Source organism: Paraburkholderia sp. A3BS-1L (genome assembly GCF_051125215.1).
Classification (GTDB): Bacteria; Pseudomonadota; Gammaproteobacteria; order Burkholderiales; family Burkholderiaceae; genus Paraburkholderia.
In genome coordinates, this window is the sequence record NZ_CP120442.1 from 548,346 (window position 1) to 560,336 (window position 11,991).

Consider the following 11,991-nt stretch of genomic DNA (forward strand, 5'->3'; position numbering starts at 1 on the left):
ATTGGCGAATGACCGCCATAGGTGTATAAGTACAAACTATTGATTCACCTCTTTTGATTGGTCCCCAAAGAAATGACGCTCACAGAACTGAAATACATCGTTGCTGTTGCCCGCGAGCGCCACTTCGGACGGGCCGCCGAGGCGTGCTTCGTGAGCCAGCCAACCTTGTCAGTGGCAATCAAGAAGCTCGAAGACGAGTTGAACGTGCAGATTTTCGAGCGCGGCACGAGCGAAGTGAGCGTGACGCCCATCGGCGAGCAGATCGTGACGCAGGCGCAGCGCGTGCTCGAGCAGACGCTCGCCATCAAGGAAATCGCCAAGCAGGGCAAGGACCCGCTCGTTGGCCCGCTGCGTCTGGGCGTGATCTATACGATCGGCCCGTACCTGCTGCCCACGCTCGTCAAGCAGATGATCAAGCGCGTGCCGCAGATGCCGCTGATGCTGCAGGAGAACTACACGCTCAAGCTGATCGAGCTGCTCAAGCAAGGCGAGATCGACGTGGCCATCATGGCGCTGCCGTTTCCCGAAACCGGGCTTACGCTGCGTGCGCTCTACGACGAGCCGTTCGTGGTGGCGCTGCCCTCGGGCCATGCGTGGGAGCAGCGCGAAAAGATCGACCCCGACGACCTCAAGCAGGAAACCATGCTGCTGCTCGGCAGCGGCCATTGCTTCCGCGACCACGTGCTGGGCGTCTGTCCCGAGCTGATGCGCTTTTCGCAGAACGCCGACGGCATCCAGAAGACCTTCGAAGGCTCGTCGCTTGAGACGATCCGCCATATGGTGGCAAGCGGCGTGGGCATCACGGTGCTGCCGCGCATGTCGGTCACCGAGGTGAAGCCGCATGCGGGCGGCGTGGATTCGGGCCTGCTTTCGTACGTGCCGTTCGACGAGCCGGTGCCGGACCGCCGCGTCGTGCTGGCGTGGCGCAAGAGCTTCACGCGGATGCCGGCAATCGAGGCGATTGTCGATGCGATTCACGCCTGCGAGCTGCCGGGCGTGAAGCGGGTCGAAGCGCCCGCCGAGGCGGCTTGAGGCACGCCTGGGTTTTATCGCCCCGCGCGTCCATTGCGCGTGGGGCCATGCTTACCTTCCCGACTTTCCCCTTCGCTTTCTATCGTGCGACCCCAATAAGTCACGCCTATTCGATAGATTAAATAAATCAAATTTCTATTTTCAATAGCGTTTGATAAAGTTCTTCACACCGATCCACTCAGGACGAACTGGAGAAAGCGATGCAAACCAACGTTCCCAATACCGTCGCCGTAATGACTCAGGCACCCGCCTCGGCGAGCGTCATTAAGGGTCTGCGTACTGTCGCGTTTTCGTTGCTCGTCGACCGGGCGCTCGCCGCCTGAGCGACCTACTCACTCTTATCAGGAGTCCAGAATGACCGACCGTACCCTTACCTCAGCAGCAGGCGCGCCCGTCGTCGACAACCAGAATTCGCTCACCGCCGGCCCGCGCGGTCCCGTGATGTTGCAGGACGTGTGGCTCATCGAAAAGCTCGCCCACTTCGACCGCGAAGTGATTCCCGAGCGCCGCGTGCACGCAAAGGGTTCCGGCGCGTTCGGCACGCTCAAGGTCACGCACGACATCTCGCGCTATACGAAGGCCAAAGTGTTTAGCGAAGTCGGCAAGGAAACACCGCTTTTCATGCGCTTTTCGACGGTCGCGGGCGAGCGCGGCGCCGCCGACGCCGAACGCGACGTGCGCGGCTTCTCGATCAAGTTCTACACGGAAGAGGGCAACTGGGACGTCGTCGGCAACAACACGCCGGTGTTCTTCATTCGCGATCCGCTCAAGTTCCCGGATTTCATCCACACGCAAAAGCGTGATCCGCGCACGAACCTGCGCAGCAACGTCGCCGCGTGGGACTTCTGGTCGCGTCACCCGGAGTCACTGCATCAGGTCACGATCGTCATGAGCGATCGCGGCATTCCGAAGAACTATCGGCAGCAGCATGGCTTCGGCTCGCACACGTTCTCGTTCATCAACGCGAACAACGAGCGCTTCTACGTGAAGTTCCACTTCAAGTCGGCGCAGGGCGTGGAGAACTACACGGACGCCGAAGCGGCGCAGGTGGTCGCGCAAGACCGCGAGTCCGCGCAGCGCGATCTCTACAACGAGATCGAGAAGGCGAACTTCCCGAAGTGGCATTTCCGTATTCAGGTGATGCCCGAGGCCGATGCCGCCAGGGTTCCGTACAACCCGTTCGACATCACGAAGGTGTGGCCGCACAAGGATTACCCGTTGATCGACGTGGGCACGATCGAGCTCAATCGCAATCCGGAGAACTATTTCGCCGATGTCGAGCAGGCCGCGTTCACGCCCGCCAACGTAGTGCCGGGCATCGGCTTCTCGCCGGACCGTCTGTTGCAGGGGCGTCTGTTCTCGTATGGCGATACGCAGCGTTATCGCCTCGGTGTCAATCACCATCAGATTCCGGTGAACGCGCCGCGCTGCCCGTTCCACTCGTTTCATCGTGACGGCGCGTTGCGCACCGATGGCAACCTCGGCGGCACCGTGAACTACGAGCCGAGCCGCTTCGGCGACTTTGCGCAGCGTCCGCAGGCCGGCGAGCCGGCGCTCGCGACGGGTGCGGTCGATCACTACGATCACCGCGAGGACGACGATTACTACAGCCAGCCAGGCGCGCTGTTCCGCCTGTTCGATGCGGGCCAGCGCGAACGGCTCTTCGGCAATATCGCGCGAGCCTTCGAGGGCGTGCCCGACGACGTCGTGCAGCGGCAGATCGAGCATTTCCACCGCGCCGATCCGGCATACGCACAAGGCGTGATCGCGGCGATGGCCGCGCTCGCCGAGACGCGCAAGGCGGCGCGGTAGTCGCGAAAGAGAGACGGGGCGCGGCGTTGCATTGGCGCCAGCCGCTGCCCGGCAGGTTAAACGCAAGGCAAGACGTCACAGGAGCACGATCATGACCAGAACGATGACGATGACCCTCAAGGCCGTGGGCCCGGGCCGCGGAGCCGCCATGGCGCGCACGCGCGCCGAAGGCACGCAGACGGTGCGCCGCGTGGTGGGCTTCGCGATCGTGGCGAGCGGCTTGGTGGCGCTCGCTACGCAAGGGCTCGCGCACCTCGTCTCCCTGATGGGCCATTGAGCCCGAATAACCGAAAGGAGTTCTCATGGCCAAGAAACCTGTTGTGCAGCACGTGAACATCGGCATTAGCGACAAGGATCGCAGGAAGATCGCGCAGGGGCTTTCGCATCTGCTCGCGGACACCTACACGCTGTATCTGAAGACGCACAACTTCCACTGGAATGTCACGGGGCCGATGTTCAACACGCTCCATCTGATGTTCGAGACCCAGTACAACGAACTCGCGCTGGCCGTGGATGCCATCGCCGAGCGTATTCGCGCGCTGGGCGTGCACGCGCCGGGCAGCTACAAGGATTTCGCGAAGCTCTCGTCGATTCCGGAAGCCGATGGCGTGCCGGCCGCCGAGGACATGATTCGCCAGCTCGTGGAAGGCCAGGAAGCCGTGGTGCGCACCGCGCGCGCGATCTTCCCGGCGACGGAAGCCGCCAATGACGAGCCGACCGCCGACCTGCTCACGCAGCGCATGCAGACGCACGAGAAGACGGCGTGGATGTTGCGCTCGATGCTGGGCTGATGCTGGCCTTGATGCGGGGATCGACGCGGGGATCGATGCCGGCCCGCCGGCGTGTGGGACGATTGCGGGCCCGATGATGGGCGGGCGGCGGCGCATTGCCGCTCTCGCCTACAATAGGCGGCATTGTTTTTCCCGTTCCCATCATGTTCGCCCGACTCCCGCTCTATCTGCGGCTCGTCCGCATGGACAAGCCGATCGGCAGCCTGCTGCTGCTGTGGCCGACGCTCAACGCGCTGTGGATCGCCTCGAATGGCCATCCGTCGCTCTCGCTGCTTGTGATCTTCACGGTGGGCACGGTGCTCATGCGCTCGGCGGGCTGCGCGATCAACGACTACGCCGACCGCGACTTCGACCGCCACGTGAAGCGCACGGCCGAGCGGCCCATCACCTCGGGCCGCATCCACGCATGGGAAGCGGTGGCGATTGCCATCGTGCTCGCGTTCGTTTCGTTCCTGCTGATCCTGCCGCTCAATGCGCTCACCAAGCAGCTTTCGGTGGTGGCGCTGTTCGTGGCGGGGTCGTATCCGTTCACGAAGCGATTTTTCGCGATTCCGCAGGCGTATCTGGGCATCGCGTTCGGCTTTGGCATTCCGATGGCGTTTGCCGCCATCCAGGATCAGGTGCCGATGCTCGCGTGGATCATGCTCGTCGCGAACGTGTTCTGGTCGGTGGCCTACGACACCGAATACGCGATGGTCGACCGCGACGATGACATCAAGATCGGCATCCGCACCTCCGCGCTCACGTTCGGCCGCTTCGACGTGCTCGCAGTCATGCTCTGTTATGCGGCCACGCTCGGCATCTACGTCTGGGTGGGCGCGACGCTGCAATTGGGCGCGCTGTACTGGCTCGGCTGGGCGGCGGCGGCGGGCTGCGCGATCTACCACTACACGCTGATCAAGGACCGCGAGCGCATGCCGTGCTTCGCGGCGTTCCGCCATAACAACTGGTTGGGCGGCGCGCTGTTTGCGGGGATCGCGGCGCACTACGCTGCGGGCGCGATGTAGCCGATCCGGCTCCGCCCGGACCAGTTGTTAAAAAAGCGCCCATGGGCGCTTTTTTACGTGGGCGGCCTGGCAGGCCCGGCGAATTACTGCTTGCCGAATTCTTCGCCCATCTCCTTCGCCCGCGCGTCGGCGGCCAGAGCGCCGCGCACGATCGCGTCCTTGATGGCCGACGCGTCGAACGACGCGAGCGCCGCGGCGGTGGTGCCGCCCTTCGACGTCACGCGCTCGCGCAGGACGGCGGGCGGCTCGTCCGACTGCAGAGCGAGCTGCGCCGCGCCCGTGAAGGTGGCGATGGCGAGCGCTCGGCCTTGCTGCTCGTCCATGCCGAGCTCGCGGGCCGCGGCTTCGAGCGCTTCGATGAAATAGAACACGTAGGCCGGGCCGCTGCCCGAAATGGCCGTGACGGCGTCGATCTTGCTCTCGTCGTCGAACCAGACGGTCTGGCTCACTGCGCCGAGCACGTTCGACGCCAGTTCGCGGCCTGCCGCGTCGACGCCGCTGCCGGCACAGAGGCCCGTCGCGCCCATGCCGATCAACGCGGGCGTGTTGGGCATCGTGCGCACGACGCGCGCGTGGCCGTCCAGCCAGCGCGACAGATCTTCGATGCGGATGCCCGCCATGATGCTGATCACGACCTGATGCGCGCCAAGGTGCGGCGCGAGCGATTGCGCCACCGCCTTGGCGATCTGCGGCTTCACTGCGAGCAGGATGGCGTCGTATTCGGCGAGCGCACTGTCAGGGGCCGCGCCGGTGCGGATGCCGAACTGATCCGCGCTGCGCTTGCGCGCGTCTTCGTTGGGATCGATCGCGTACAGGTCGCTGGCGGACACGCCCTTGCGGATCAAGCCGCCGATGATTGCAGCGGCCATGTTGCCGCCGCCGATGAAGGCAATTTTCATGGTGATGGTGAGCGTCAGTGAATCAGTGGGAGTAATCGCGTGTGCCGAAGATCGCGGTGCCGACGCGCACGATGGTTGCACCTTCGAGCACGGCGGCTTCGAGGTCCGCCGACATGCCCATCGAGAGCGTGTCGAGCGTGAGGCCGTCGGTGCGCAACGAATCGCGTAGTGAGTCGCGCAGTGAGTCGAGTAGTTCGCGCAACTGCCGATGCGGCGCGCGCTGCGCATCGAGCGTGGCTTCGGGCTCCGGGATCGACATCAGCCCGCGCAGGCGCAGGTTCGGCAGCGCGGCAATCGCGTGGGCGACCTGGGCGGCTTCCTGCGGGGCGACGCCGCTCTTGGTGGCCTCTCCGCTCACGTTCACCTGCAGGCACACGTTGAGCGGCGCCATGCCGGCCGGGCGCTGCTCGGACAGGCGCTGCGCGATCTTGAGGCGGTCGACGGAATGCACCCAGTCGAAGCGCTCGGCCACGAGGCGCGTCTTGTTCGACTGCAATGGTCCGATGAAATGCCATTCGAGACTGGCGCGCAGGTCGGCGAGCGCCTCGATCTTGTCGACGGCTTCCTGCACGTAGTTCTCGCCGAAAGCGTGCTGGCCCGCTGCGTGTGCGGCGCGCACGTCTTGTGCCGGAAAGGTTTTCGATACCGCGAGCAGCGCGACGGATTCCGGCGCGCGGCCGGCATTGCGCGCGGCGGCGGCGATGCGCTGGCGGACGGCTTCGAGATTGTGGGCGAAATCGGTCATCGGCATGGAGGCTGGCTGCGCAGCCGCAAGTGGCGCATGGGTGCGAAAGGGCAATTATACGGACCATTCGGACCGCGCCCGGCGCATGAAATCCGCTTTGCGGCTGGTCGAAAGCCCTACGCCGATTGGCTGACTGTTGGCGAGCGTTGCGTCTCGCTATGCTGGATCGTCATCGAAACCGCGGGGTTCAATTGGCCGCCAGCATATGTTCCACAAGTTCGATCCAGTGCGTGACCGGAATGGTCGTGCCGCTTTGCAGGTGCGCGATGCAGCCGATGTTCGCCGAAACGATCAGCTGCGGCTCCAGCGCCTTGAGCCGCTCCACCTTCTGATTGCGCAGGGTGTAGGACAGGCGCGGCTGCGTGATCGAATAAGTGCCGGCGGAGCCGCAGCACAGGTGGCTGTCCACGGGCAGTCGCACGTCGATGCCCAGCGCGGCGAGCACCTTCTCCACGCCGCCGCGCAGTTGCTGGCCGTGCTGCAGCGTGCAGGGCGGGTGATACGCCACGGTGTGAATGCCGCGCCGGCGCGTGGCGGCGAGGAGCTGGTCCTGGAACGCGGGCAGGATCTCCGAGAGATCGCGCGTGAGCCCGGCAATGCGCCGCGCCTTGTCCGCATAGGCCGGATCGTTGCGCAGCAGGTGCGCGTATTCCTTGACCGTCGCGCCGCAGCCCGAGGCGTTCATGACGATCGCTTCCACGCCTTGCTCGACGTACGGCCACCAGGCGTCGATGTTCGCGCGCACGTCGTGGAGCGCGTCGTCCACGTAGCCCAGATGCAGGCGGATCGCGCCGCAGCAGCCGGCTTGCGGCGCCACCACGGTTTCGATGCCGAGCGCGTCGAGCACGCGCGCCGTGGCCGCGTTGATGTTCGGCATCATCGAAGGCTGCACGCAGCCCGCGAGCATCAGCATCTTGCGCGGGTGCTTCGTGGTGGGCCATGCGAGCGCGCGCTGGCGCACCGGCACCTTGTCGCGCAGGCGGCGCGGCAGCAGTGCGCGCATTTGCTGGGCCACGCGCATGGTAGGCGAGAACAGCATGCGGCTGGGCAGGAAGCCCGCGAGGAAGCGGCGCACGAGACGCTGGCGCAACGGACGCGACACCATCTGCTCGGCGTGCTTGCGGCCCACTTCCACGAGCCGGCCGTATTGCACGCCGGAAGGGCAGGTGGTTTCGCAGCTGCGGCAGGTCAGGCAGCGGTCGAGGTGGGTGAGCGTGCTTTTCGTGACCGGCGCGCCTTCCACCATCTGTTTCATCAGATAGATGCGTCCGCGCGGGCCGTCGAGCTCGTCGCCAAGCAACTGATAAGTCGGGCAGGTCGCGGTACAGAAGCCGCAGTGCACGCACTTGCGCAGGATCGCGTCGGCTTCGTCGCCGTCGGGAGTGTTGCGAATGAAGTCCGCGAGGTTCGTCTGCATTGCGGCGTGAAGGTCTTGTCAGAAGTCGGAATAAAGGCGTCCGCGATTGAAGATGCGGGCCGGGTCGAACGCAGCCTTCAGGCCGCGGTGGATCTTCATGAGCGGCGCGGGCAGCGGCGTGAACACCCCGGCGCTGCGGTCGTAGTTGGCCCCCGTGCGGAACATCGTGGCATGGCCGCCGGCCTGCTTCGCGCTGATGCGCACCGTTTGCGCATCGGTTTCGGTGATCCACCAGCGTTGCGCGCCGCCCCATTCCATCAGTTGCGTGCCCGGCAGTTGCAACGGCTCGGCAATCGAGGGCAGGGCGAGACGCCACAGCGCGGCGCCTGGCGCGATCGAGGCGAAGAACGGGTCGGTCTGCTCGCGCAGTCCCGCCCAGAAGCGCTCGGCTTCCACGGCATCCACGACTTCGCCGCCCAGCAGCGTGCGCGCGGCCTTCACACCAGCCTCCGCGCCCGCGAGGCGCACGGCCAGCGTGCCGTTGCGCCAGGCGCTCGCGGTCATCGGCAGCGGCCGGCCGCCCCATTCGTTGAGCTTGCGCACGGCGTCCGTGCCGTTCATGTCGAACTTGAGCGTGGTCTCGGCTTGCGCCACGGGCAGCACTTTCACCGATAGCTCGAGAATCAGGCCAAGCGTGCCGAGCGAGCCTGCCATCAGTCGCGAGACGTCGTATCCGGCCACGTTCTTCACGACCTGGCCGCCGAAATGCAGCACCTCGCCGTGGCCGTTCATGACGACCGCACCCAGCACGAAGTCGCGCGCGGCACCCGCGCTTGCGCGGCGCGGCCCGGCAATGCCAGCGGCGACGCAGCCGCCGAAGGTGGCCTGCGGGCCGAAGTGGGGCGGCTCGAAGGGGAGCATCTGGCCGTGCGTCGCGAGCGCGTGCTCGATTTCGATGAGCGGCGTGCCGGCGCGCGCGGTAATGACGAGCTCGGCCGGGTCGTAAGAAATGATGCCCCGGTACGAGCGCGTATCCAGCACTTCGCCTTCGAGTGTCTGGCCATACCAGTCTTTTGTGCCGCCGCCGCGTATGCGCAGCGTGTGTCCGTCCGCGGTGGCCGCGCGAATGCGCTCGGACCACGTCGTGACGATATCGTCCTCTTCCATGATTTCCATGGCGCGTTTGTCGTTGTGGTTCGCTCGATTGTACTGACGCGCCTCACTCTGGCAACCCGGGGCAGGCCCGCATGGGTCATGCATCCTGCATTTCAGCGTGCGCACCGGCTCGCGGTGCGCACGCCGGACCTGCTAATGCGGCTTGAAAGAGCGGCTTGAAAGCGCGGCCTGAAGGTGCGGTTTAGAAGCGCGGTCTAGAAGCGCGGCAGATCCGGATGCGGCAGCAGGTTTCCACGCACGTGCATCCTGCCGTATTCGGCGCAGCGCGCGCGCGTGGGAATGCCCTTGTCGGGATTGAGCAGGCCGGCCGGGTCGAACGCGTGCTTCACGGCATGAAACGCGTCGCGCTCCTCGCGCGAGAACTGCACGCACATCGAATTGATCTTCTCGATGCCCACGCCGTGCTCGCCCGTGACCGTGCCGCCCAGTTCCACGCAGGCTTCGAGGATATCCGCGCCGAACGCCTCGGCGCGGTGCCACTCGTCGAGGTCGTTGCCGTTGAAGAGGATGAGCGGGTGCATGTTGCCGTCGCCCGCATGGAACACGTTGATGCAGCGCAGCCGGTATTGCGTTTCCATTTCGTGGATGCGCGCGAGCAGCGGTCCGATCGCGCGGCGCGGCACAGTGCCGTCCATGCAGTAATAGTCGGGCGAAATGCGGCCCGCCGCCGGAAACGCGTTCTTGCGGCCGGACCAGAACCGCAGCCGCTCCTCCTCGGTGCGCGATATCTGGATGCGGGTCGCGCCGTGCTCGCGCAGCACGACCGTCATGCGCGCGATCTCCTCGGCGACTTCCTCGGGGGTGCCATCGGATTCGCACAGCAGAATCGCGGCGGCGTCGAGGTCGTAGCCCGCGTTGACAAACTCTTCCACGGCGCGCGTGGCGGGCTTGTCCATCATCTCGAGGCCGGCAGGAATGATGCCTGCGGCAACGATGCCCGCCACCGCGTCGCCGCCTTTCACGACGTCGTCGAAGCTCGCCATGATGACTTGCGCCGTCTGCGGGCGCGGAATCAGCTTGACCGTGACCTCGGTGACGATGGCGAACATGCCCTCGCTGCCGATCATCACCGCGAGCAGATCGAGGCCTGGCGCGTCGGGGGCGAGCGAGCCGAATTCCACGATCTCGGCATCCATCGTCACCGCGCGCACGCGCAGCACGTTGTGCACCGTAAGGCCGTACTTGAGGCAATGCACGCCGCCCGAGTTCTCGGAGACGTTGCCGCCGATCGTGCAGGCGATCTGCGAGGACGGATCGGGCGCGTAATAGAGGCCGTAAGGCGCGGCCGCTTCGGACACCGCGAGGTTGCGCACGCCGGGCTGCACCGTGGCCGTGCGCGCGTAGGGATCGACTTCGAGAATGCGCTTGAAGCGCGCGAGCGAGAGCACGATGCCGTGGCGGATGGGCATGGCGCCGCCCGAGAGGCCCGTGCCCGCGCCGCGCGGCACGACAGGCACGTCCAGGCGCCGGCAGATCTGCACGATGCGCTGCACCTGCGATTCCGTTTCCGGCAGCGCCACGGCAAGCGGCAGGCGCCGGTAGGCCGCAAGACCGTCGCATTCATAGGCTACCGTGTCTTCCTCGCGGTGCAGCAGGCAGTGCGCCGGCAGCACCGCCATCAACGCCTGAACCACTTCGCGCTGTCGCTGCGCGAGCACTTCCGGCGTGAGTTCCGGCAACTTCGCCTCCGGTGCGTTCATGTCTTCTCCGCTCCCATGCAGGATGATTGTTGACCGCGTGTTATGCCGCCCAGCTGAAGATCTTGCCGGGGTTCATCAGATTGTGCGGATCGAGTGCGTGCTTGATGGCGCGCATCGTGTCGACCGTGTCGGCGCCATGCTCTTCCACGAGGAAGTCCATCTTGTGCAGGCCCACGCCGTGCTCGCCCGTGCAGGTGCCGTCCATCCTGATCGCGCGCTGCACGATCAGGTGGTTCAGGCGCTCGGCTTCCTCGATTTCCTCGGGTTTGTCCGGGTCGATCAGGATCGCGACATGGAAGTTGCCGTCGCCCACGTGGCCCACGATCGGGCAGGGCAGCGGCGAGGCCTTGAGGTCGGCCTCCGTCTCCACCACGCATTCGGCGAGGCGCGAGATCGGCACGCATACGTCGGTCGTCACGGCGCGGCAGCCGGGCCGCAGTTGCAGCATCGCGAAGTAGGCGCTGTGGCGCGCGTTCCACAGGCGGCTGCGGTCTTCGGGGCGGGTCGCCCATTCGAAGCCCTCGCCGCCGTTTTGCGCGGCCAGTTCCTGCACGAGCTGCGCCTGTTCGGCGACGCCAGCTTCGGTGCCATGGAACTCGAAGAACAGCGTGTGCTTTTCGCGCAGCGTCAGGTTCGAGTGGCGATTGATCGCGCGCACTGCGAGCGAATCGATGAATTCCACGCGCGCGATCGGCACGCCCATCTGAATCGTTTCGATGACCGTGCGCACGGCCTCGGCCATGGAAGGAAACGCGCATACCGCCGCCGACACCGCTTCGGGCTGAGGATAAAGCCGCACGGTGATTTCGGTGATCACGCCGAGCGTGCCTTCGGAGCCCACGAAGAGACGCGTGAGGTCATACCCCGCCGACGACTTGCGCGCGCGCGTGCCGGTCTTGATGATGCGGCCGTCTGCAAGCACGGCGGTGAGGCCCAGCACGTTCTCGCGCATCGTGCCGTAGCGCACGGCGTTGGTGCCGGAAGCGCGCGTTGCCGACATGCCGCCGATGCTCGCATCCGCGCCCGGGTCGATCGGGAAGAAGAGGCCGGTGTCGCGCAGCGCTTCGTTGAGCGCCTTGCGCGAGATGCCGGGCTCCACGGTGACGGTGAGGTCTTCGGCGTTGATCGAGAGCACGCGGTTCATCTGCGAGAGGTCGATCGAGACGCCGCCCTGCACCGCGAGCAGATGGCCTTCGAGCGACGAGCCGTTGCCGTAGGGAATGATGGGCACGCCATATTGCGCGCACAGCTTCACGATCGACTGGACTTCCTCGGTGTTCTGCGCGAACACGACGGCGTCGGGCAGTTGCGGGTCGAAGCGCGATTCGTCGCGGCCGTGATGCGCGCGCACGGCTTCGGACGTGGAGACGCGTTCGCCGAACGCGCTGCGCAGTTTGTCGAGGAGATCGGTGGGGAACGGGCGGCGTGCAAAGGCCGGCGGCGCGGGATGATTCACGCGGGGGTCTCCTTCA

The 11,991-nt window shown here is 65.7% G+C and carries 12 protein-coding genes; 6 read left to right on the plus strand and 6 right to left on the minus strand.

What is annotated here, in order from left to right:
- The first annotated feature begins 72 nt into the window (after nt 1-72).
- From P5W99_RS02485 to ubiA, 6 genes are all read left to right on the plus strand, one after another.
- Nucleotides 73-1,032 carry a hydrogen peroxide-inducible genes activator gene (locus tag P5W99_RS02485; protein ID WP_421023059.1) on the plus strand — a complete coding sequence of 320 codons (960 nt, stop codon included), beginning with the start codon at nt 73-75 and terminating at the stop codon, nt 1,030-1,032.
- A gap of 200 nt (nt 1,033-1,232) precedes the next feature.
- On the plus strand, nt 1,233-1,355 hold the full coding sequence (locus tag P5W99_RS02490; RefSeq protein ID WP_421023060.1) for a hypothetical protein: 123 nt from the start codon (nt 1,233-1,235) through the stop codon (nt 1,353-1,355).
- 31 nt (nt 1,356-1,386) lie between these two features.
- Nucleotides 1,387-2,844 (plus strand): catalase, encoded by a 1,458-nt coding sequence (locus P5W99_RS02495; protein WP_421023061.1) that lies wholly within the window; start codon nt 1,387-1,389, stop codon nt 2,842-2,844.
- 91 nt (nt 2,845-2,935) lie between these two features.
- Entirely contained in the window at nt 2,936-3,121 is a 186-nt protein-coding gene (locus P5W99_RS02500; RefSeq protein ID WP_421023062.1) for a hypothetical protein, read from the plus strand.
- A 25-nt stretch (nt 3,122-3,146) separates the two neighbouring features.
- Nucleotides 3,147-3,635: a Dps family protein gene (locus P5W99_RS02505; protein ID WP_421023063.1), complete on the plus strand. Its 489-nt coding sequence runs from the start codon at nt 3,147-3,149 to the stop codon at nt 3,633-3,635.
- Nucleotides 3,636-3,778: 143 nt separating this feature from the next.
- Nucleotides 3,779-4,642: a 4-hydroxybenzoate octaprenyltransferase gene (gene ubiA / locus P5W99_RS02510; RefSeq protein WP_421023064.1), complete on the plus strand. Its 864-nt coding sequence runs from the start codon at nt 3,779-3,781 to the stop codon at nt 4,640-4,642.
- Nucleotides 4,643-4,725: 83 nt separating this feature from the next.
- On the opposite strand, the gene proC is transcribed toward ubiA, so the two are convergent.
- The 6 genes from proC to P5W99_RS02540 all read right to left on the minus strand — a co-directional run bounded on the left by proC (nt 4,726) and on the right by P5W99_RS02540 (nt 11,975).
- Nucleotides 4,726-5,541 (minus strand): pyrroline-5-carboxylate reductase, encoded by an 816-nt coding sequence (proC, locus tag P5W99_RS02515; RefSeq protein ID WP_421023065.1) that lies wholly within the window; start codon nt 5,539-5,541, stop codon nt 4,726-4,728.
- A gap of 22 nt (nt 5,542-5,563) precedes the next feature.
- Nucleotides 5,564-6,286: a YggS family pyridoxal phosphate-dependent enzyme gene (locus P5W99_RS02520; protein ID WP_421042670.1), complete on the minus strand. Its 723-nt coding sequence runs from the start codon at nt 6,284-6,286 to the stop codon at nt 5,564-5,566.
- Between the two features lie 187 nt (nt 6,287-6,473).
- Nucleotides 6,474-7,703 (minus strand): glycolate oxidase subunit GlcF, encoded by a 1,230-nt coding sequence (glcF, locus tag P5W99_RS02525; RefSeq protein ID WP_421023066.1) that lies wholly within the window; start codon nt 7,701-7,703, stop codon nt 6,474-6,476.
- A gap of 18 nt (nt 7,704-7,721) precedes the next feature.
- Nucleotides 7,722-8,810 carry a glycolate oxidase subunit GlcE gene (gene glcE, locus P5W99_RS02530; RefSeq protein WP_434662397.1) on the minus strand — a complete coding sequence of 363 codons (1,089 nt, stop codon included), beginning with the start codon at nt 8,808-8,810 and terminating at the stop codon, nt 7,722-7,724.
- Nucleotides 8,811-9,013: 203 nt separating this feature from the next.
- Entirely contained in the window at nt 9,014-10,519 is a 1,506-nt protein-coding gene (locus tag P5W99_RS02535; protein ID WP_421042520.1) for an FAD-linked oxidase C-terminal domain-containing protein, read from the minus strand.
- 40 nt (nt 10,520-10,559) lie between these two features.
- Entirely contained in the window at nt 10,560-11,975 is a 1,416-nt protein-coding gene (locus tag P5W99_RS02540; RefSeq protein ID WP_434661652.1) for an FAD-binding oxidoreductase, read from the minus strand.
- Nucleotides 11,976-11,991 lie beyond the last annotated feature (16 nt).